Origin of the sequence: Aquibium sp. ELW1220 (assembly GCF_030398385.1) — a bacterium.
In the GTDB taxonomy this organism is placed as follows: domain Bacteria; phylum Pseudomonadota; class Alphaproteobacteria; order Rhizobiales; family Rhizobiaceae; genus Aquibium.
Genome location: NZ_JAOAOQ010000020.1, coordinates 1 through 21,692, shown reverse-complemented (window position 1 = coordinate 21,692; position 21,692 = coordinate 1). Strand labels below are relative to the sequence as shown.

The window sequence follows — 21,692 nt, the reverse complement described above, 5'->3', positions numbered from 1 at the left end:
GCATCCCCGCTCCGAGACCGCATCCCATGGCGAATCAGGTCACTGTACCGGTCGATGGAATCGCCGTGAAGAAGCTTGCTGGACAAAAAAGAAGCCGGGCGGAGAAGGCTCCGCCCGGCGTCAAGATGTTGTGTCCGGCAATAGAAAAATCAGTAGCGGTAGTGTTCAGGCTTGAACGGGCCCTGCGGCGTGACACCGATGTAGGCAGCCTGTTCACCCGACAGTTCGGTCAGCCTCGCATTGAGCTTCCCGAGATGCAGCCGCGCGACCTTCTCGTCGAGATGCTTGGGCAGGACGTAGACCTCGTTCTTGTAGGCGGAACCCTTCGTGAAGAGCTCGATCTGGGCCAGCACCTGGTTGGTGAAGGACGCGGACATGACGAAGCTCGGATGGCCGGTCGCATTGCCGAGGTTGAGCAGGCGCCCCTCCGACAGGAGCAGGATGCGCTTGCCGTCCGGGAACTGGACCATGTCCACCTGCGGCTTGACGTTGGTCCATTTCAGGTTGCGCATCGCCGCGACCTGGATCTCGTTGTCGAAGTGGCCGATGTTGCCGAGGATCACCATGTCCTTCATGGCGCGCATGTGGTCGAGCGTGACCACGTCCTTGTTGCCGGTCGCGGTGATGATGATGTCCGCGGTCGGGGCGGCCTCGTCGAGCGTGACCACTTCGAAACCGTCCATCGCCGCCTGAAGTGCGCAGATCGGATCGGCCTCGGTGACCTTGACGCGGGCGCCGGCGCCGGAGAGCGAGGCGGCCGAGCCCTTGCCGACGTCGCCGTAGCCGCAGATGACGGCGACCTTGCCGGCCATCATCACGTCGGTGGCGCGACGGATGCCGTCGACCAGCGATTCCTTGCAGCCGTACTTGTTGTCGAACTTCGACTTGGTGACGCTGTCGTTGACGTTGATCGCCGGGAAGGGCAGCAGGCCCTTCTTCTGCAACTGGTAGAGCCGGTTCACGCCGGTGGTGGTCTCCTCGGAGACGCCGCGGATGGCGTCCTTCTGGCGCTTGAAGAAGCCGGGCGTCGCAGCAAGCCGCTTCCTGATCTGCGCGAAGAGGATCTCCTCCTCCTCGCTGCCGGGGTTCGACAGCACGTCCTCGCCCGCCTCGGCGCGCGCGCCGATCAGGATGTACATGGTGGCGTCGCCACCATCGTCGAGGATCATGTTGGACGGCTGGCCGTCCGGCCACTGGAAGATGCGGTCGGTGTAGTCCCAGTAATCCTCGAGCGTCTCGCCCTTGACCGCGTAGACGGCGGTGCCGGCGGCCGCGATGGCGGCGGCGGCATGGTCCTGGGTCGAGAAGATGTTGCAGGAGGCCCAGCGCACGTCGGCGCCGAGCGCCTTCAGCGTCTCGATCAGCACGGCGGTCTGGATGGTCATGTGGAGCGATCCGGTGATGCGGGCGCCCGTGAGCGGCTGCGTCTCGCCAAACTCCTCGCGGCAGGCCATCAGGCCCGGCATCTCGGTTTCCGCGATCTCGATTTCCTTGCGGCCCCAGTCCGCAAGCGCGATGTCCTTGACGACGTAGTCCTGGCTGGCAGCCATTGCGCATCTCCATGTCATGACGAAGGGACCGGAGCAGCACCATCGGCCGCCCGGTCCGGATGGCGCGTCCCTAGCAGATCGCGCCCTCAGCCACAATGGGACATAAAGAAATCCTTATCTGTCCATGTCAACAACGTTAAGCCGCCGTTACATGCCTTCGCCAAACCGGTCGGCAACCAGCGCCGCGATCGCCTCGATCGCCTTGGCCGCGTCGGCCCCGGTGGCCGAGACGCGGATGCAGCAGCCGGGGCTCGCCGCCAGCATCATGAGGCCCATGATCGAGGTTCCGCCTACGGTCATGCCGTCCTTCTCGACGGTGACCTCTGCCTCGAAGGCCCCTGCAACCTGGACGAAGCGTGCTGAGGCGCGCGCATGGAGGCCGCGCTGGTTGACGATCTCGAGGTCGCGCACCACCGCATCGCCGGCATCGACGTCGCTGCTCATTTGGCGGTCAGGACCTGGCTGGCGACGTTGATGTATTTGCGTCCGGCGTTCTGGGCACCCTCGAGCGCCGCGGTCATGTCGTCGCCGGAGCGGACGCTGGTCAGCTTGATCAGCATTGGCAGGTTCATGCCGGCGATCACCTCCACCCGTCCCGTCTCCATGACGGAAATCGCCAGGTTGGAAGGCGTGCCTCCGAACATGTCGGTCAGGATGATCACGCCGGCGCCGCCGTCGGCCCGCGCCACGGCGTCGACGATCTCCCGGCGACGCTCTTCCATGTCGTCGTCGGCGCCGATGGAGACGGTCTCAAAGCTCTGCTGGGGGCCGACCACGTGCTCCACCGCATGGCGGAACTCCTCGGCCAGCCGACCGTGCGTGACGAGCACGAGTCCGATCATGAATGACTTACTCCCGACATCGCCCGGCTCGGCGTTCTTGTCTGTCCTGCCGCTAAGGCCCCGGCCGGCAGGAGCGCTATCTTGTCGAGCCGGATCGCATTGACAAGCCCAAATCGAACCGCGCGCCGGTCATTTCGCCGCGCCGGACGTCCGCTGCGCGCCGCGGCGCAGGCCCAGCCATGCAAGCACGGCATGGGCGGCAGCGTCGGCGCCGCGCTCCGGAAGGTCAAGCCGCGCAAGGCCCACGCCCTCGACCGACACCGGCTCCCCAACCTCGATCCGCGGCGCCTCGCCGGGCGGAACGAGGCGGATCACGAGGTCGACGACCATCGCCGGCTCCGCCTCGACGGGGGACGGACCCAGCCCGGCGATCTCGACCAGTCCGGCGATCGCGGGCGCGGCGCGGGCGACCAGCCGGCCGTCTCGCGCTTCCACGAACAGCTGATCGTCACAGACCAGGCGCGCAAGGCTGCCCGTCGCGCCGACGCGTGCGAGCAGTTCGAGCGCCAGCGTGGTCTTGCCACTGCCGGAGGGCCCCGTCAGCAGGACGCCGCGATCGCCGAGAATCACGCCGGTGGCGTGGATGTTGCGCAAGCGCGTCAGGCCTCAGCCGGCAGCTTCATGACGAAGCGGGCGCCGCGGACGTCGCCGGGCTTACCGCCCACGATGTTCTCGGCAGTCAGCTGGCCGCCATGCGCCTCGACGATCTGGCGGCTGATCGACAGGCCGAGACCGGAGTTCTGGCCGAAGGCCTCGGATGACGGGCGGTCGGTGTAGAAGCGCTCGAAGATGCGCTCGATGCTCTCGGCGCGGATGCCCGGACCGTTGTCCTCCACCGTCACCAGAACATGGTTGGTGGTGCGGGCCACGCCGACGACGATGCGCCCCCCTTCGTCGGGGACGAAAGACCGGGCATTGTCGACGAGATTGGTGATGACCTGGCCGAGGCGCAGGTCGTAGCCCAGGACGCGGAAGCCGCGGCCGTTGTCCTTGCCGACCTTGGTGTCGATGGCGACCGTCTTCTTGTAGCGCGTCTGTTCGCGCGACAGGTCGACGATGTCGGCGACGAGCTTCTTGAGATCGACCGGCGAGGCGTCCTCGCGCGCGAGTTCGGCGTCGAGGCGCGAGGCGTCGGAGATGTCGGTGATCAGCCGGTCGAGGCGGTGCACGTCGTGCATGATGATCTCGAGCAGGCGCTCGCGATTGGCTTCGTTGCGGGCGAGCGGCAAGGTCTCCACGGCGCTGCGCAGCGAGGTCAGCGGGTTCTTCAGCTCGTGCGAGACGTCGGCGGCGAAGCTCTCGATGGCGTCGATGCGGGCGTAGAGCGCGTTGGTCATGTCGCGCAGGGCGACCGACAGGTTGCCGATCTCGTCCTGGCGATCGGAGAAGTCGGGGATTTCCTCGCGGCTGCGCACGCCTCGCCGCACCCGGACGGCCGCGGCCGACAGCCGGCGCAGCGGATTGGCGATGGTGGAGGCGAGAAGGAGCGACAGTGTGGCGGTGACCAGGGCCGCGACGCCGAAGACGCGGAAGATGGCCTTGCGCTCGTCCGCGACGATCTTGTCGATGTCGCCGCCCTGGGTGGAGAGCAGGAGCACGCCCAGCACGGCGCGGAACCGCTGCACCGGCACGGCGACGGAGACGATCATGTCGCCCTGCTCGGAAATGCGCACCACGAAGCCCGGGCTGCCGATGAGCGCGTTGACGACCTCCGGATAGGCTGCACCGTTGCCGCCGGGCTGCTCGCGGTAGAGCGGCAGGTCCTTGCGCTGAAAGAAGCCGTAGACCAGGTCCTCGACCCGGTCGAGAAAATCGGGCTCCGCATCGTCGAGCGGCGGCAGGTCGTAGCGGAGAATCTGGCCGCGCGAATAGAGATGGCGCGAATCGAGCAGCAGGTTGGCGTCGCGGTCGTAGATGCGGGCGCGGGTGCGGGTCGGCGAGATCAGCCGGCGCAGCAAAGGCGCGACGCGCTCGGGATTGATCGGGAAGTCGAGGCTGTCGAGCTGGTCCGATCCCGGGGCCAGGCTCTCGCCGGCCTGCAGTTCGAGCAGTTTCTCCGGATCGATGGTGATGGCGTCCGTCTCGACCGTGGCCGATGCCGCGATGGCGGCCGCGATGATCTCGCCCTGCGTCATCAGGCTCTCGACGCGCGCTTCGATCAGTCCGTCACGGAACTGGTTCAGGTAGAGGATGCCGAGCACCAGCACGCCCAGCCCGGCAAGATTGAGATAAAGGATCCGGCGGGTGAGCGAGGAGAAGACGTGGTGGCCGAAGAACCGGCGCAGCGGCAGCGTGAACCAACGCAGCGCCGCCGGCACGCGTCGCCCGTTCGTCCTCGTCTCAGCGGGAGTCGTTTCGGCTACCATGTCCTGCCGGGCTCCGCTCCGTCACGAGGCCGAAGCGTCGAGCGCCTAGATCTCGCGGAAGCGATAGCCCACCCCGTAGAGCGTTTCGATCATGTCGAAGTCGTCGTCGACGGCCTTGAACTTCTTTCTCAGCCGCTTGATGTGGCTGTCAATCGTCCGGTCGTCAACGTAGACCTGCTCGTCATAGGCCGAATCCATCAGCGAATCGCGGCTTTTCACGACACCCGGCCGCTGCGCGAGCGAATGCAGGATCAGGAATTCGGTGACGGTCAGCGTCACCGGCTCGCCCTTCCAGGTGCAGGTGTGGCGTTCCTGGTCCATGACCAGTTGGCCGCGCTCCAGCGACCTGGTCTGCGGCGTCGGCGACTTGGCCGCCGCCTCGCGGGCATTGGCCCGGCGCAGCACGGCCTTGACCCGCTCGACGAGCAGGCGCTGGGAGAACGGCTTGCGGATGAAATCGTCGGCGCCCATCTTCAGGCCGAAGAGTTCGTCGATCTCGTCGTCCTTCGAGGTCAGAAAGATGACCGGCAGGTCGCTTTTCTGGCGCAGCCGGCGCAGCAGTTCCATGCCGTCCATCCGCGGCATCTTGATGTCGAGCACCGCAAGGGTCGGTGGACGGGCGGCGAAGCCTTCCAGAGCGGACGCCCCGTCGGTGTAGGTCTCGACCCGATAGCCTTCGGATTCGAGCGCGATGGACACCGAGGTCAGGATGTTGCGGTCATCGTCGACGAGCGCGATCGTTGCCATATCAAGCGTATCCCTCATGAGCGGGCGTCCCTTCCTGCTGCGAGAGAAGGGTATAGGCGGACAAATTGGGTACAAAATGTGGCACAGCCACTGCGCCATAGCACACTCGCTCGCGCCATGACACCGCCTGGGGTCCGAAACCGACGCCCTCGGTCAACCGGAACGCATGGGGCGCGGATCGGGTTCGTTTGGTTTTCGGGACGACTTCTTTAAACGATTTAAAAAGATTTCAAATCTTTAAATCGATTAATGATTTGAAATCAAAGAACTTTTCTGTTTCTCCCCTCTTAGGCGTCAGCGGCGATCTGTCCGATCGCGCCAGCCGTCGGTCGTGCGAGCGCGTTGCGAGATGCAGGGAGTGACTGGAATGCAGGAAATCGGCGAGCGTAATCCCGCGTGCGGGATCGAGGTTGCAGGACTGACGGGCACCGGCAAGGTGTTTTACAACCTCGGCGAAGCCGATCTCTACGAGGAGTCGATTCGGCGGGGCGAGGCCAAGCTGACGGCGCAGGGCGCGCTGGTGGCGCTGACCGGGCAGCACACCGGACGCTCGCCCAAGGACAAGTTCATCGTGCGCGACGCCAACACCGAGCCGCGGGTGTGGTGGGACAACAACAAGCCGATGTCGCCGCAGCACTTCGAGAACCTGCTGGCCGACTTCCTCGATCATGCCAAGGGCCGCGAACTGTTCGTGCAGGACCTGATCGGCGGCGCCGATCCGGAGAACAGCCTGCCGTCGCGCATCATCACCGAATATGCCTGGCACTCGCTGTTCATCCGCAACCTGCTGATCCGGCCCGAGCGCAGCGCATTGCCGACCTTCGAGCCGAAGCTGACGATCATCGACCTGCCGTCGTTCAAGGCCGATGTCGGCCGCCACGGCGCGCGGACGGAGACGATCATCGCCGTCGACTTCACGCGCATGATCGTGCTGATCGGCGGCACGTCCTATGCCGGCGAAATGAAGAAGTCGGTGTTCACCGCGCTGAACTACCTGCTGCCCGAGAGCAAGGTGATGCCGATGCACTGCTCGGCCAATGTCGGGCCGGCGGGCGACGCGGCGGTGTTCTTCGGCCTGTCGGGCACCGGCAAGACGACGCTGTCGGCCGATCCCTCGCGCACGCTCGTGGGCGACGACGAGCACGGCTGGGGCGAGGACGGCATCTTCAATTTCGAGGGCGGCTGCTATGCCAAGACGATCCGCCTGTCGGCCGAGGCAGAACCGGAGATCTTCGCCACCACGCAGCGTTTCGGGACGGTGCTGGAGAACGTGGTGCTGGACGAGAACCGCGTGCCGGACTTCGACGACGGCTCGCTGACCGAGAACACGCGCTGCGCCTATCCGCTGCACTTTATCCCCAATGCCAGCGACACCGGGCTGGCGCCGCATCCGCAGAACATCATCATGCTGACGGCCGATGCCTTCGGCGTCATGCCCCCCATCGCCAAGCTGACGCCGGCGCAGGCCATGTACCATTTCCTGTCCGGCTATACCGCCAAGGTGGCGGGCACCGAGAAGGGCGTGACCGAGCCCGAAGCGACGTTCTCGACATGCTTCGGCGCGCCGTTCATGCCCCGGCATCCCTCGGAATACGGGAACCTGCTGCGCGAACTGATTGCCCGCCACGACGTCGACTGCTGGCTGGTCAACACCGGCTGGACGGGCGGCGCCTATGGCACGGGCCGGCGCATGCCGATCAAGGCGACGCGCGCGCTGTTGACCGCGGCACTCGATGGCTCGCTGAACCAGGCGGAGTTCCGCACCGATCCGAATTTCGGTTTCTCCGTGCCCGTGGCGGTGCCGGGCGTCGACGGTTCCATCCTGGACCCGCGCTCGACCTGGGCCGACAAGGCGGCCTACGACGCGCAGGCGCGAAGGCTGGTCGGCATGTTCGTCGACAATTTCGGCAAGTTCGAAACCCATGTCGATTCCGCCGTGATGGGCGCGGCGCCGCGGGTGCAGGAAGCCGCCGAGTAGCCTTCCGCTCCCGCGAAGACAGGCTATGATGAGGCCCGGCGAAACCCGCCGGGCCTTTTCCTTTCCCGTCGGCCGGGGCATAGAAGCCGCATCGCGCGGCTGCCCGTGGCGCAACTGCAGGATCGCGGCCGGCGAGGAGGATGCATGGATCAGAGAGCAGAGATTCCGCTCGCCTTCGCGCCGCTGCCGGAGGGCGAGATGCGCGCCCGCGCCATGGCCTTCCGGGCGCTGATGTCGGCGCGCCGCACGGTGCGCGATTTCTCCGACAGGCCGGTGCCGCGCCAGCTGATCGAGGACTGCGTGATGACGGCGGCGAGTGCGCCGTCTGGGGCCAACCAGCAGCCCTGGACTTTCGCCTGCATCTCCGATGCCGATGTCAAGCGGCGGATCCGCGCCGCAGCCGAGGAGGAGGAACGCAGTTTCTACGCGGGGCGCGCCTCAGACGCGTGGCTGCGGGCGCTGGCGCCGCTCGGCACCGACGCGGAGAAACCGTTCCTCGAGACCGCGCCGTGGCTGATCGTCATCTTCGGCCAGCGCTGGGGCGTGGCGCCCGACGGCAGCCGCGTGAAGCACTACTACATGCCCGAGTCGGTCGGCATCGCCACCGGCTTCCTGATCGCCGCCCTGCACGGGACAGGGCTCGCCACGCTGACCCACACGCCCTCGCCCATGGGTTTCCTGAATGCCATCTGCGGACGGCCCGACAACGAGAAGGCGCTGATCCTGCTCGTGACGGGCTATCCCGCCCAGGGCGCTTCGGTTCCCGACATCCGTCGCAAGACGCTTGACGACGTCGCGGTCTGGATCTGATGGCCAGCGTCACCTTCGACATCGCGCCGGGCGCGCGCATCAACGAGGACGAACTCGAGGAGAGCTTCATCCGCGCGTCGGGTCCCGGCGGCCAGAACGTCAACAAGGTGGCGACGGCGGTTCAGCTGCGTTTCGACGCGGCGCATTCGCCGGGACTTTCGGAACGGGTGCGCGAGCGCACGATCGAGTTCGCCGGGCAGCGGGCAACCAAGGACGGCGCGATCGTCATCGAGGCCGGCCGGTTCCGCACGCAGGAGCGAAACCGCGAGGACGCCCGGGAGAGGCTCTTCGCGCTCGTCGCCCGGGCGGCCGAACCACCGCCCCCGCCACGCAAGAAGACCAAGCCGTCGCGCGGCGCCGTCGAGCGTCGGCTCAAGGAGAAATCCGGCCGCGCCACGGTCAAGAAGATGCGCGGCAAGATCGACCGCGAGTGAGTCGCTTCGGCTCGACGACGGCGTCTCTGCCTCGCTGCTTCCGGTCGCGAACGCCACCGGCCATCGGGAACGGACCGTCCAACCGTGACAGGAATGTGTCACATGGCGCACGGCGGTAACCATAAAACCTCTGCGCCGGCATTGTCGATTGACACGAATCGGTATCGCAATTTAACTTTTTGTTAACGACGAGACGCCGTGGCGGGGTGCAGTGCGAATGGTTTCCAAGTTCAGGCTGGCGGGTGCGACCTTCGCTCTCGCAGCGATCACCGGCCTCGGCGGCGCGCAATCCGGCGCCGCTTCCGCCCAGTCGCTCGGAACCGGCGGACTGACCTCGCAACCGATCGGCCACTACGAGTTCTGCAAGTCCAGCCCGTCGGAATGCAGCACGGCAACCCCCGACCGCGGGCCCGTCCGCATGAGCAACGCTCTCTGGAACCGCATTTCCAGCGTCAACGTGACGGTGAATGCCGATATCCGCCCGATGTCGGATGTCGACGTCTTCGGCAAGGACGAAGTCTGGGCCTATCCCACCGACGGCGTCGGCGACTGCGAGGACTATGTTCTCGAAAAGCGCCGCCAGCTCTCGCGGTCCATCCCGCTCTCGAACCTGCTCATCACCGTGGTGCGGAAGAAGAACGGCGAAGGCCATGCCGTCCTGACCGTGCGGGCCGACCAGGGCGATTTCATCCTCGACAATCTCACCGACGAGGTGAAGACTTGGGACAAGACCGGCTATCGCTTCCTCAAGCGGCAGGCGAGCAGCCACACCGGCCGCTGGGTAAGCCTCGTCAACGACCAGAACATGATGGTCGGATCGGTCCACCAATAGCAGAGCCAACGCCAACAGCGTTCCTCGCGTCTCGCTCCTGCTCCCTGGGACCGTTTTTCCACGCATGCCTTCAGCCGCGACGGATATCCGTCCGGAACACATGAGCGAGCCCGTGCGGGCGGAAGAGCGGCCGCTGGATTGCCGCACAGCCTGTCGCGTCCGCGCGTCAGGCTGCCGGTCGCCTGCGCGTCACGCGGCCTGTCGCGCCTGCGCGTCCGCTCCCATGCGGTAGGAGATCGCCTCCGCGAGATGGATGCGGCCGACCGTGTCGACGCCGTCGAGATCGGCCAACGTGCGCGCGACCTTCAGGACGCGGTGGTAGGCCCGTGCCGAGAAGCCCATCTTCTCCGACGCCTCGCGCAGCAGGGCCAGGCCCGCGGCATCCGGCGCGGCGATCTCCTCGATCAGCGCCGGACCGCATTGCGCATTGGTGCCGATGCCTGGCATGCCGCGCGCATCGAAGCGCTCGCGCTGGATGCGGCGTGCGGCAGCGACACGCACTGCCACCTCCGCGCTGGTCTCGGCCCGGCCGGGACGGATCAGGTCGGCGGCCGAGACGGAGGGCACCTCGATGCGCAGGTCGATGCGGTCGAGCAGCGGGCCAGAGATGCGCGCCTGGTAGTCGGACTGGCAGCGCGGGCCGCGGGCGCAGCGGTGGCCGGGCTCACCGGCCATGCCGCAGCGGCACGGGTTCATGGCCGCCACGAGCTGGACCCGGGCGGGATAGGTGACGCGCGCATTCGCCCGGGCGATCACGCATTCGCCGGTCTCGAGCGGCTGGCGCAGCGAATCGAGCACCGGCGCGGCGAATTCGGGGAGTTCGTCGAGAAAGAGCACGCCGTGGTGCGCGAGCGACGCCTCGCCCGGCTTCACCCGCAGCCCGCCGCCGACCATCGCGGCCATCGAGGCGGAGTGGTGCGGCGCGCGGAAGGGACGGCGGTCGGACAGCTTGCCGCCGGCGAGTTCGCCCGCGATCGAGGCGATCATCGAGACTTCCAGCAATTCGCGCGGCGACAGCGGCGGCAGGATCGACGGCAGGCGCTGCGCGAGCATCGACTTGCCGGAACCGGGCGGACCGCTCATCAGGAGGTTGTGGCCGCCGGCTGCAGCGACCTCGAGCGCGCGCTTGGCGCTTTCCTGGCCCTTGATGTCGGCGAGATCGGGCAGGTTGGAGGCCGGCGGGCGGATCTGCGCCTGAGGCCTGGACAGGACCTGCGTGCCGCGGAAATGATTGGCGATGGCGATCAGGCTGCGCGGCGCGAGGATTTCCACCTCGGCGCCCGCCCAGGCGGCTTCCGGACCCGAGGCATGCGGGCAGATCAGGCCCTTGCCGAGGGCGTTGGCACCGATGGCCGCCGGCAGCGCGCCGTCGACCGGGGTCGTCGTACCGTCGAGCGAAAGCTCGCCGAGCACGACAAAGCCCGCCAGCGCATCGCCCGGCACGGCACCGAGCGCAGCCATCAGGCCGAGCGCGATCGGCAAGTCGTAGTGGCTGCCCTCCTTCGGCAGGTCGGCCGGCGCGAGGTTCACGGTCACCTTCTTGGCCGGCAGCGACAGGCCCGAAGCATGCAGCGCGGCCTGGACGCGCTCGCGGCTCTCGGCCACCGCCTTGTCTGGAAGACCGACGATCTGCATGTTAGGGTGAATTAATTGTCTGGCATCCTCAGTCCCCCAACTTTCGCAATCTCGACCTGCTCAAAGCTAATCCAATCGAACGAGCCGAGCTGAAGTATGTCTCCTGTCGCTGGAGATCACCCAAGACGGGGGGTACGCGATAAGATCGCCGTTATCGCATCCAAAGCGTGCCAGCTTGATGCAGAGCGTTGACACAGCGGACCACCCACTTCGGCCGTCGATGAGAGAAAGCTCCATTTTGGACCTTTTATTCCCCACGACCGAATATGAGTGTGATATTCAATCTAGCCCGAGCTTCCAGGAATTTTATACCGTGCGGTTTAAACAGTTTTATGACTCCTCCGGCACTAGCAGGATGGTTGAAAACTTCGTTTCTCCGTACGTCAGAAACGTTGGCGTCCATGATCTATCCGAGCTAAATCGGTTATTCTCTCAGTGCTATTCTTCTGTACCATCTCTTTCTGCTTCACTTGCGAGGTCTGAATACGTTTCATGCCTCGAGAACGGAAGAGGCTGTATATTTGGTGCGTTCGACGAAGGAAAGATGCTTTCTGTTTGCTCAGTTTATCCTGTCGATCGAATTACCTGGGCCGGGATTAATAGCGCAATGATAGGATTCCTCTTCACTGATAAATCTTTCCGGCGTCTCGGGTGCGGAAGAATGGTGCTGCTAGCTTCAACACGTGCAGCATGGATAGCTGGAGCCGAGCGGATTACGGTGCCCATCGGGAGGCACGATGAGTCCACTCGCGCTCTATGCCGGAGCCTCGGCTTCTCAGACACGAACTTTGGTTACGCGAAGAACTGCCCATCAACCATGGACTTGCACCTGCACACTCCAGCAATTTCGCATACGCGGCGGATGTTCTCTCTTTCCTGACGTGTTCAAAGCCGTGCGGGGCAGCAACAATACGGTCCACAAAATTTGACTTACATGCAGTTAGTCCCAAATGCTAAAATAACTGGATGAAACGCCCCAAGTTTGCCGGAGGCTGTTTCGTTTGTGTCGCGCGGTCATGATCGGTTCTTCCAGGATCGCGGAGTAGCGCTCCTTGGCTTCGGCCGGAGGGATGCATCCAATTGGCTCCAGCAGCCGGCGTTTGTTGAACCAGTTAACCCATGTCAGCGTGGTGAACTCGACAGCCTCGAAGGATCGCCACGGTCCGCGTCGATGGCTGACCTCGGCCTTGTAGAGGCCGTTGATCGTATCGGCGAGGGCATTGTCGTAGGGGTCTCCGACACTTCCGACGGATGGCTCTATTCCGGCCTCGGCCAGTCGCTCGGTGTAGCGGATGCTGACATATTGGGACCCTCTGTCGGCATGGTGCAGCAGGCCGCCGTGATGAACGGGTCGCCGTTCGTGCAGGGGCTCATTCGAGAGCATCGAGAACGAAGCTCGCGTTCGTCGCCCTGCTCACCCGCCAGCCGACTATATGACGCGCATAGGCGTCGATGACGGAGGCGACGTATGCGCTTGGGAGACGGTCCGGCCTTGCCCGGATGCCGGCCCACCGAATGAAGAATGATCCGCACCCGTTGAACATGCTTAAAGGACGGGTGCGGTCAGCGAAGATCGCCGCGAGCCGCCGGCGGTCGTCGGCTGTGAGGAGCACTCACGATATCTGAGCCATCGTGGGAGGCTTACACGCCCTGCCGACGATGTGAATCCTTGGAATGTGTCAGGGCACCCGTTTGAACCATTTTGGTTCTATTTCCATTTGCGTGGCCCAATTTTCTCATGATACCCAAATTCTATGGTCAGAGAAGCAATTGACTGGTATCTCGTAATGATTGCTCTCTGACTAACCTATTGTTTGAACATTCGAAACATTGTCTGTTTTTTCTGTTTTTAGTCGCCGCTACGAGGAACCAGGATGGAAAAAAGTGATGAGTTCGCAGTACGTCTTCTTTGCATTGAAACTTTGATGCATTGTTTTATAAGACACACAACTGCGGGCGGGCCTTCTTTTCGAGATTTTATCTCCATTGTACTGGAAGAAGCCGCTCAGGAAATCGAAGGGCGGTCGATAAAAAGAAGCGGATACGATAGAAAAACAATGCTCCGTGCTTTAGATCATTTGGAAGCTCTTAGGTTTGACGTGATCCATGGTGTGACGCCGGGACACTGAAGTGGCCAGAGCATACCGTGTTTGCAAAGATCTGAGCTGTTCCCCCGAACAGCCCGGATGGGCATGGGATCCGCCATTTCATGCCCATAGAGCGGGGAGGGGTAGCCCGCATCTATCCCCTCCCCGCCATCATTTTTTAATTTCTCAACAACACTGTAATTTTCTCGAGTCTCCCGCTTGCATCGAATGGACGATACTGGGTAGTAGCCATGGATAATTCACACAAAATTCAAAGAAATGAGATACGATCGTACTTTCTTGAGAGGCTTGCTCTCTCCAATGCAGCAATACGGCAAAGAAAGCGCCGCAATATCACTATTTACATATGGCTTTTGATTGCATTCTATCTATTAATACAGAATTTGATCTAGCTCCCCTTCCGTCCCCCCTGCGTGGCACAATAGGAATGCGCCAGCTGATCCATGACTTTGCACCACGTCAACCTCATGTAGGGCCCCTAGCTTATTGTATTACTTGACGGGGCGGTAATAGTCGAATGATATCTTCCGAGCGGATGGTGTCCGCCAAAGTAACGCGAAGAGGTAACGTGCCGTCAATTTTGCTTGTCGACGACGATGACGACCTACTTGTTGAGATGAAAGACTCACTAACAAATAATGGATATTTAATATACACTGCGAACAAAGCATATGATGCTTATGATTTTATCACAAAGCACAACCATGTAGATGTGCTATTGATCGATGAATTTATGCCTGGCATGCGCGGAACAGAATTATACAAAGCGATCATATCTGATATACCGCAAATTGCTACAAGAGCTATACTCTTAACGGGATTTGCGGATATAGATGTATGTATAACCGCCCTGCGTTTGGGTTTTTTTGATTTCATTCAGAAGCCGGCCCGAATGCCCGACCTATTGGGGTCGCTAGAGCGGGCCTCGAAGAAATATAACCTGACAGGATCAATCTCAGACGAAAAGATGACGAATGCTGCGATACGTCTCCTGAGCCGGATTCCTTTATTTGATCCGGGGGCTATCGGGTTGTCGCTGGATCGCGATAAGATGTCCATCCTTGCGGTCGCATACGATTACAATAAGCGTCAGGAGAAATTGCTGACGAAGGCGATTTGCCTGGCAACTGGCATACCGCTGTCTTCGACTATCAGACATATCGATGAGCTTTGCGAACTGAAGCTTACGGAACGCTTACCCGACGAATCGGATGGACGCCGAACTTTGATATTGATTACGGAAAATGGAATGTCTTTATTCAAATCGATTGCCAACAATCTCCGTGATATCATCGAGTGAAAATAATAATGTTCTTTTCTAATCGTAGGCTTTCAATACGATTAATATCATTGTCTTTCTCTTTAGCGTATTTCCTTATAGTGACTTCGCTTCTTTTGGTAATTGCTGAGCGCACAAAGGGCGAGATACTCACTCTTGTTGTTGATCACAACACGATAACAAGTTCGATCGTGTCGCGCCTGTTCGACTCCGCCGCCAACAGTATAGATAGCGCCATCGCACTACACGGCGCACTGCCAAGCGACCGCCGGCTCACTGGTGTCTCGCTACCTCGCACTCTCTCCATATTGTCCGTAATTGATTCTGATGGACGGCTGATTGCGTCGACCGGCGAGTTTGCCGCACCGATGTACCTAGGGGATCGACGACATTTCGAAGTACACGCATCAGGCTTAATAAGGCCTGATGCGCTCTATGTCGGTTCACCAGTACTAGGGCGCGTATCGGGGCTCGTCACTATCCAGCTAACGCGCGCAATTCGTGATGATGCCGGCAGCCTAATGTCAGTCTACGTTGCATCTTACATCTTAGATGATTTAACTCGAATACTCAACGAATTACCCACACCCCGCGATATATCGCGCGCAGTATATGGGTTCGACGGATTAATTCGCGCGAGTTCTAATGGATGGCTTCATTCTAGCGATATTATTTCAAATTCACGCATGGAATTTTTTGAATGCGACTATGTTGTTATATGCTCATTTTACTCATATTTTCCTGATCATGAATTGGATATTGTTTTTTACGCACAGGCTTTAAATTTAAATCTACTTTATGAGCACATGTCATATATTTTGGGATTTTGCATATTATATTCCGTTGCACTTACGGTATGGTTGGTCATCAAAAACGCATACAGAGCACAAGTCTCCAAGTCCCGTGCAGAGCAGGTTCTCAAATCCGCTAAATTTTCGCGGTATGCTTCTCTGGGTCAAATGGCCTCTGCCTTTGCACACGAGGTAGGAACACCGGCACAGACGATAAGCCTTGCACTTGACAACATGCGCCGAGAGCTTACGGAAGACGCCAGCGTAGTTTCCATGGCAGCTCTGAAGAGAGTAGAGCGTATGGAGGCAGCAATTCAACGCATTTCAAATCTCTCTAGAGCTATGAGGCGTTTTTCCCAACCAGGAGATAAAAAGATCAAGGGTTTGCGTGAGGTGGTGAACGAGTGCTTAAACATCGTAGACCCTATATTCCGGATATATGATATAGAATTACACGTTAATGGAAAAGACGACGCGTTGGTCAATATTAAAAGCGACGAGCTCCAAACGATAATTATTAACCTTATCGACAACGCGCGAGATGCAATTAATGATTCCAAGGCCAAAATTCGCGAGATACATATCGATTGGCAACAGTTAGACAACTCATTATTACTACGAATTCATGACACCGGTGGAGGTATACCGATTGACATTATCGGCCGGATCTTTGACCCTCTATTCTCCACTAAAACGGACGGTAACGGAATCGGATTGTCGTTAGTCGCGACTATTATTGAAAGAAACGGCGGTTCAATCTCGGCAAGGAACGCAAATGGTGGGGCTATATTTGAGGTTATATTGCCTTCTGCTAATTCCATATAAAATGACATGATATGATAGGCGAAGCGTTATAACCTCCCCGCGTTTGCTGGAAGCCGGTTTGTATGGGTCATACCAACGGTCATATTCCCTGACCGACATGTGCCCAGTCTCGCATTCCGATCGACGTGATCGTGTGCGGCTGGGCGAGGAGTGCGACTGGAACGGCTTGGACGACGCTGATGCCAGACTTCAAGTCAGGAATGAAGACAGTGACTATCGCCGGGTGGAGGTGATCACGGGCCGCCGGCAACGGTGTAGCTGGACGCCCGTGGAGAAGGCGCGGATTGTGGCCGAGAGCGCGGAGCCAGGCGCCAACATCTCGTCTGTCGCGCGGCGTTGGGGGGTCAGTCGCGGGCTTCTTACTATCTGGCCACGACAGATGGGGCTTGTAAAGGCGAAAGCGGTGGCGGAGACGAAGGCCGCCGTGCAGTCTATGCCGATCACTGTCGCTGACCAGGAGCAGCAACTCGAGCGCGGTGGAGCACGCAAGATTGATGCGCCCGCGGCGACCGGTCGTATCGAGATGGAGATCCATGGCAGCCGGCTCGTCCTCACGGGTGCGGTCGATGCAACCCTGGCGGCGGCAATCGTTGGTGCGTTGCGTGTGCCGCGATTATTCCGACCGGCGACATGAAGGTCGTGATGGCGACGTAGCCAGTCGACTTCCAGGCCGCCATCAATCGCTTCCTCGCCGAGCACAACCAGCAGCCAAAGCCCTTCACCTGGACCGCCGATCCCGACAAACTCACCGCACCCGTCAAACGCAGGCACCAAGCGTTGGATTCCATCCACTAGCCCGTCTTATTCATGAGTTCGCTTTCGCGGATGGTGCCGGTCGACGANTTCTTCCGATATCTCGGCGATCGCCTCGGCATACCCGCCCACCAGCCGATACCGCGACTCCCCGATCTCGTCAGGCAAGCCGCTCAAGCCTGATCGCCCGGAAATCTGCCCCGGTTACGCAGGTCGTCTTGCACGACGCTGATGTCGGTCTCAAATCGGAACTGTTGCGGCGAGACATAAACCTTGACCTCCCCAGGATGCCGAACCCGAGCGAGTTGCTGGTCGCATTCGAAATGGGTGAGCATCAGCGGCTCGAAGAGCCCATAGACCGCGTCGAAGTATACGGCATTCCCTTCGAACGTGATGTCGACTCCTGTGCTCATGCTCGGCGAAGCCATGATGAGGTCGTACTTCTTCGCTTCCTCAGCTGGACGTTCCAGAAACATCTGGGTTTCCGGATTTTGGCCAGTTTCCGCTGTCACCTTCAGTATCCGCAAATCAGGAAACTCTTCCTTCAGACCAGCCTCAATCTTATCGATTCCGCTGCGGGAATTGGATGTCAGGAAGCATTTCTTCCCGTCCACAACCGACCGCTTGAGATCGCCAATCAGCTCGTTCCGTGTGCTCACCATAGTGAGCGATCCTCGCTGGCGTTTATGAAGGTTAATCACCAGTTGGGACTTCTTTTCCTCCCTGGTGTTTGCCCACCGCGTGATAAAGTGGAACGATGGCCAGGAAAGATCGGCGTCCAGCACGATAATCCGTTTTGCGGTGCTCAGCACATGCATCAGTCGGCGAAGGACCTCCGACCTCCTATCCTTGATTGTCTCCGACAGGAGGTGCGCCAGCAACTGCTCCGACTCGTCCAAAATGACGTAGTCATAGGGTTTCTCTAGGTCTACCTTGGAAATGCTGTCCAAGCAGACGCCATACCGATCCTTCCATCTCGGTGGAACGCCAAACTGGTCAGCTTCTTCCAGATAACAGTTGACCTCGAGCCGCCTACAACTCGCGCGTATCAGCGTCCGGCGGTGACCAACGAGCAAGACCCTCTCCTTGTCGTGCAGCGACAAGCTTTTCAGAAGCTGCGTCTTCCCCGTCCCTTTGCCGCTCTTGATGAACGTGATGCCCGGCTCGAATGGGAACGGCTCGATGTACGGCGTGTTCACATATCTGACACGGCTGGACTGGAACTCCTTCCAACCCAGCAGCCTCGCAACTGGGTCCTGCTGCTCGACCTCGATCGGTTTTTGGTCGTGGATCAGGCGCGCCAATTTGTCAAAATGATCAAAATGGAAGGCACCTCGGACCCCCGTAGGCCAGTAGGTTGTGCGACAAGCTTGGCAGTGAATTCCATATTCACCCCCGCGGTTCTGGGTCACGAACGCACTTGCCTTCCTGTCGTTGTGGAATGGGCAGTGGACGCGGTTCTTCAGGCGGAGATCGCTGAACGGGACGGATGGACCGCCCTCCAGCCGAACCAATAGATCGGGATCGATATGGAGAGCTGAACGCGAAGACAGATCGGTCAGTTTTGGCTTTTGCGATCTGACAAAGCCCTCGCTCTGAGCAACGAGTTCATCCAGGACGGATTGGGGAAGCCCCCGGTCGAACAATTCCACCTGCGTGTTCGAATTGCCGAAAAACATCCGCGCCGCATCGTCCGTCGAGCCGTCACCGGAGAGGCGGAGGAGCAGAGACCGTGTGGCTGCCGTTGCGGCAACCGGGTCGGTTATCGGGTGCTCCAATGCGAACCCAATACGAAATCGGTGAGCTTCCGGTGTATGTGAGCATGTTGTGTATATGAACGTCGCGTAGGCTGCGACCAGGGGATGAGCTTTGGCTTCGTCCAGCGTCATTCCCTCATCCACATCGACCGACAGGATAGAGGTGGAGACAAAATTCTCTTTTGCCCTATGGCCATTCCTAAGTTCGACACAGTAGGCGTAGCCTAGCTCGATCGACTCCTTCAGGTTCCAAATTGTACAGCTGAGTCTCTCGAACCCATCGGCCCAATTGGCGAAGCCGACGTTCTTATTGATAATGTGGGCGCCGATGGAGAGTACGTATTCTCTGTCCAGCCAAGTCATGATTTTTTAATATCCATAGAAAGCGCGTGCAGCTCTGCTCTGCTGCAGCGTACAAATAAGACCAATGTGATGAATGGCGGCCGGCGAAAACTGTCGGCGCGCACGTGTTTGAATGAGCCGACCTATAAAGTTGGTCGGGATAAAAAATGGATGTTTAGGAGAATGGGCATCGGCAAGTAGATGGGGGATATCCGAATTTGTTTCTAGCCACCCTGAAGATCACATTGTGTTTGGCGTTGTCATCGATGCGTTACCATTGGACGTACCGCCGCGTAAGGCTTGACGGGATCAAGCGTTGGTGAGGCTGTATGTCGTTGATTAAACGTGGTAATTCGAAATTCTGGTACGCCCAGTTCCAGATCAACAACCGGACGATAATCCGCTCGACGCGGACAACCGATCGCAAGGCGGCCGAGAAAGTTGCCGCCCGAATCCGTGCCGACGCCCATGAAGAAATCCTCGTGGGCAGGAAGAAGGAAACCACACTGGCGTCAGCCCTGCTGACGTACGTCAGCAGCAAGGAAGGAACGCCAAACCACGGCAATCTGATCAGCCACCGCCGCACCATCCTCCGTTCCCTCAACGGTTCAACGCTGCTCAGCGATCTGACCTCCGCGGATCTCGAAGAATTTCGGCGGAAACGGTTGAACGAAGGGTGTGCAGCCCAGACGATCAAACACGGGATCAGCTGCATCATCGCTGCCGTCCAACTTGCTCGGAAGAACGGGTACCACTGCTCCGACATCGAGGCACCGCCGATCAAAGTCCCCAACAAGATGGTCCGCTATCTGACCGCCGACGATGAGCGACGGCTGCTGTCGGAACTCGATCCATACCGGGAGACACCCGGCCTTCCCCCACTCGGCAAGCGATCCCAGGAACTGCGCCAGGCGCTCCAAGACAACCTGGATATCGTGGTGATCCTTCTCGACACTGGCGCCCGATATAGCGAGATCGCCGACCTCGTCTGGCGTCAGATCGACCTCGAAGGACGCCTGATCCGGCTATGGCGATCCAAGGTCCAGAACGAGAGCATCATCTTCATGACCGATCGTGTCGCCGAGATCGTCAGCCGTCGTGCGGAAACTCGCAGCTCGGAATTTCTGTTCTCCAATAGGTCAGGCGAGGCACGAGGGTATTCGGTGGCGTCAATTCGAAAAGCGATGCGCCGCGCCGGCATCCCTGACTTCACGGTCCACACGCTTCGCCACACCCATGCGACTAGGCTGATCCAGAACGGGATGAACGTCTATGAAGTGGGAGCTGTTCTGGGCCATTCTGACGTCCGCACCACGATGCGTTATGCACATCTGGAACAGGCTGCCGTGACCAGCAAAGCGCGTGACGTGATCAACCGCTTGAACGACCAAGATCGCCGCCACGACTGAGACCGAGATGGTCAGATAGTTTTTCTAGGAAAGACTGGTTTTGGCCATTTTCGATCCGAACATAACGGCTACATTGGAACCTGATTGCGCCCCAATACCCCCATTGCGAGCAGACCCTTCCGTGAAGCATGTTGCCGCCTCCGATACTCCACTGAAAGCCCGGATGAGGTTCCACCAGTCCTGGTTCAGGGAGCATGTGTTGAACCTACCAGCCGGCCCAAACCCTTCGGCGAGAGGCGAACTCTACGGAAATATGCTTCAGCCTGCGGACGGCCGAAACGGATGGAATTTCCTGACGTCCAGTATTTACGAAACGGCACGAACGCGTCAGGAGACCAATGTCGGAGCGGTGGAGCCGAACCGCCTGTACAATAACATGCTGGGCAGCCAGCCCATGTGCTTTAACTTGCTCGGCCCGCTGGCGAACAATCCTGACCTGGCGGACCCCATTTTGTACGCTCTTCCGGGTCCAGCCGGACGCCGGCTGGAGCTGATCGAATTCGAGCATGTACCCGAAGGCAACCTACTGAATGACCGCACCGCTTTTGACGCCTTCATTCGGTACTCGACCTCGGAGGGAAAAGCGGGCTTCCTGGCCATCGAAACGAAACTCACTGAGCCGTTCTCTCAAGAGTCCTATAGCCCTTCCCTCGCAAGATACGCCACTTGGCTGGCTCACGAAAAAAGCTGGTGGGACCCAGAGCTTTCGGAGCGACTAGAAAATAAGGCTTTCAATCAACTTTGGCGCGATCACTTGCTGGCATTCAGTACGCTTCACCGCGATGAGCCGCAATTCGATGAGGGATTCTTTGCTGTAATTCACCACGACCTAGCCCGTCTTATTCATGAGTTCGCTTTCGCGGATGACGCCGGTCGATGGTACGCGGGCAGTCGAGGCGTCTGTTTCACCGCGGGTGGGTCTGGACTTGTAGAACGCGCTGGAGGTTGACGGGGCCTGGTTGCGGGGGCATGCCGCCCGGGTCGGCTCACGGTCCTGCCGGCTGCAGCGTCGCGGCGATGGAACGGAACAGACTTGCCTCGGGACAGGCGGCGGCGAATGCCAGGCGGATGCGCGAGACGGTTTCCGTGACGCGGGCGCCGAGCTTGAGAAGTCTCAGCCGCAGCGTGGCGAACTCGGCTTTGCCGAGATGATGGCTGGCGGGCACCGCCTCGCGCAGGGTGAGCATGAGCCAGTAGGCGGCGGTGTGGAGCACGAGGCGCATCTGGTTGGCGA

General features: G+C 60.3%; 19 protein-coding genes and 3 pseudogenes. 12 read left to right on the top strand and 10 right to left on the bottom strand.

From position 1 onward, the window contains the following. Window positions 1-149: 149 nt before the first annotated feature. From ahcY to N1F91_RS17995, 6 genes are all read right to left on the bottom strand, one after another. Window positions 150-1,550, bottom strand: a complete 1,401-nt coding sequence (gene ahcY, locus N1F91_RS18020) for an adenosylhomocysteinase (protein WP_289994368.1) — start codon at window positions 1,548-1,550, stop codon at window positions 150-152. A gap of 147 nt (window positions 1,551-1,697) precedes the next feature. Continuing rightward, a complete protein-coding gene (locus tag N1F91_RS18015) occupies window positions 1,698-1,994 on the bottom strand; it encodes an HPr family phosphocarrier protein (RefSeq protein ID WP_289994367.1) in 297 nt (98 codons plus the stop codon). Then, window positions 1,991-2,392, bottom strand: coding sequence for a PTS sugar transporter subunit IIA (locus N1F91_RS18010; RefSeq protein ID WP_289994366.1), 402 nt, complete (start codon window positions 2,390-2,392; stop codon window positions 1,991-1,993). The genes N1F91_RS18015 and N1F91_RS18010 overlap by 4 nt, the downstream gene beginning before the upstream one ends. A 129-nt stretch (window positions 2,393-2,521) precedes the next feature. Beyond that, window positions 2,522-2,986, bottom strand: coding sequence for an HPr kinase/phosphorylase (locus N1F91_RS18005; RefSeq protein WP_289994365.1), 465 nt, complete (start codon window positions 2,984-2,986; stop codon window positions 2,522-2,524). 5 nt (window positions 2,987-2,991) lie between these two features. Further along, window positions 2,992-4,758, bottom strand: a complete 1,767-nt coding sequence (locus N1F91_RS18000) for a sensor histidine kinase (RefSeq protein WP_289994364.1) — start codon at window positions 4,756-4,758, stop codon at window positions 2,992-2,994. Between the two features lie 45 nt (window positions 4,759-4,803). Further along, on the bottom strand, window positions 4,804-5,505 hold the full coding sequence (locus tag N1F91_RS17995) for a response regulator transcription factor (RefSeq protein ID WP_289994363.1): 702 nt from the start codon (window positions 5,503-5,505) through the stop codon (window positions 4,804-4,806). Between the two features lie 367 nt (window positions 5,506-5,872). On the opposite strand from N1F91_RS17995, the gene N1F91_RS17990 reads away from it, so the two are divergent. The 4 genes from N1F91_RS17990 to N1F91_RS17975 all read left to right on the top strand — a co-directional run bounded on the left by N1F91_RS17990 (window position 5,873) and on the right by N1F91_RS17975 (window position 9,559). Further along, window positions 5,873-7,483 (top strand): phosphoenolpyruvate carboxykinase, encoded by a 1,611-nt coding sequence (locus N1F91_RS17990; RefSeq protein WP_289994362.1) that lies wholly within the window; start codon window positions 5,873-5,875, stop codon window positions 7,481-7,483. 144 nt (window positions 7,484-7,627) lie between these two features. After that, window positions 7,628-8,293 carry a nitroreductase family protein gene (locus N1F91_RS17985; RefSeq protein ID WP_289994361.1) on the top strand — a complete coding sequence of 222 codons (666 nt, stop codon included), beginning with the start codon at window positions 7,628-7,630 and terminating at the stop codon, window positions 8,291-8,293. Continuing rightward, window positions 8,293-8,727 carry an alternative ribosome rescue aminoacyl-tRNA hydrolase ArfB gene (arfB, locus tag N1F91_RS17980; protein ID WP_289994360.1) on the top strand — a complete coding sequence of 145 codons (435 nt, stop codon included), beginning with the start codon at window positions 8,293-8,295 and terminating at the stop codon, window positions 8,725-8,727. Before N1F91_RS17985 ends, arfB begins: the two co-directional genes overlap by 1 nt. A 217-nt stretch (window positions 8,728-8,944) precedes the next feature. Next, window positions 8,945-9,559 carry a transglutaminase-like cysteine peptidase gene (locus tag N1F91_RS17975; protein WP_289994359.1) on the top strand — a complete coding sequence of 205 codons (615 nt, stop codon included), beginning with the start codon at window positions 8,945-8,947 and terminating at the stop codon, window positions 9,557-9,559. A gap of 189 nt (window positions 9,560-9,748) precedes the next feature. Here the strand turns inward: N1F91_RS17975 and N1F91_RS17970 are convergent. Beyond that, window positions 9,749-11,194 (bottom strand): annotated as a pseudogene (locus N1F91_RS17970) (YifB family Mg chelatase-like AAA ATPase); the annotation flags it as partial. Between the two features lie 178 nt (window positions 11,195-11,372). Between N1F91_RS17970 and N1F91_RS31145 the strand changes: the two are divergent. Continuing rightward, complete coding sequence (locus N1F91_RS31145) at window positions 11,373-12,074, top strand: GNAT family N-acetyltransferase (RefSeq protein WP_354670552.1); 702 nt, start codon at window positions 11,373-11,375, stop codon at window positions 12,072-12,074. Window positions 12,075-12,134: 60 nt separating this feature from the next. On the opposite strand, the pseudogene N1F91_RS17965 reads toward N1F91_RS31145, so the two are convergent. After that, a pseudogene (locus N1F91_RS17965) lies at window positions 12,135-12,663 on the bottom strand (DDE-type integrase/transposase/recombinase); the annotation flags it as partial. A 405-nt stretch (window positions 12,664-13,068) separates the two neighbouring features. Here N1F91_RS17965 and N1F91_RS17960 point away from each other — a divergent pair. From N1F91_RS17960 to N1F91_RS17940, 5 genes and pseudogenes are all read left to right on the top strand, one after another. Further along, on the top strand, window positions 13,069-13,323 hold the full coding sequence (locus N1F91_RS17960) for a hypothetical protein (protein ID WP_289994358.1): 255 nt from the start codon (window positions 13,069-13,071) through the stop codon (window positions 13,321-13,323). Window positions 13,324-13,819: 496 nt separating this feature from the next. Further along, entirely contained in the window at window positions 13,820-14,602 is a 783-nt protein-coding gene (locus tag N1F91_RS17955; RefSeq protein ID WP_289994356.1) for a response regulator, read from the top strand. 170 nt (window positions 14,603-14,772) lie between these two features. Continuing rightward, a complete protein-coding gene (locus N1F91_RS17950) occupies window positions 14,773-16,197 on the top strand; it encodes an ATP-binding protein (RefSeq protein WP_289994354.1) in 1,425 nt (474 codons plus the stop codon). A gap of 166 nt (window positions 16,198-16,363) precedes the next feature. Next, complete coding sequence (locus tag N1F91_RS17945; RefSeq protein ID WP_289994351.1) at window positions 16,364-16,831, top strand: transposase; 468 nt, start codon at window positions 16,364-16,366, stop codon at window positions 16,829-16,831. A 23-nt stretch (window positions 16,832-16,854) separates the two neighbouring features. Beyond that, window positions 16,855-16,992, top strand: a pseudogene (locus N1F91_RS17940) (IS630 family transposase); the annotation flags it as partial. Between the two features lie 131 nt (window positions 16,993-17,123). Here N1F91_RS17940 and N1F91_RS17935 read toward each other — a convergent pair. Continuing rightward, window positions 17,124-19,070: a plasmid replication protein, CyRepA1 family gene (locus tag N1F91_RS17935; protein WP_289994349.1), complete on the bottom strand. Its 1,947-nt coding sequence runs from the start codon at window positions 19,068-19,070 to the stop codon at window positions 17,124-17,126. Window positions 19,071-19,378: 308 nt separating this feature from the next. Here N1F91_RS17935 and N1F91_RS17930 point away from each other — a divergent pair, with 308 nt between their 5' ends. Both N1F91_RS17930 and N1F91_RS17925 read left to right on the top strand, forming a co-directional pair. Then, a complete protein-coding gene (locus N1F91_RS17930) occupies window positions 19,379-20,458 on the top strand; it encodes a site-specific integrase (RefSeq protein WP_289994347.1) in 1,080 nt (359 codons plus the stop codon). 121 nt (window positions 20,459-20,579) lie between these two features. Continuing rightward, window positions 20,580-21,407 (top strand): hypothetical protein, encoded by an 828-nt coding sequence (locus tag N1F91_RS17925; RefSeq protein WP_354670551.1) that lies wholly within the window; start codon window positions 20,580-20,582, stop codon window positions 21,405-21,407. A gap of 37 nt (window positions 21,408-21,444) precedes the next feature. Here N1F91_RS17925 and N1F91_RS17920 read toward each other — a convergent pair. Continuing rightward, on the bottom strand, window positions 21,445-21,692 hold a 248-nt coding region (locus N1F91_RS17920; RefSeq protein ID WP_289994344.1), incomplete at its 5' end, for a transposase.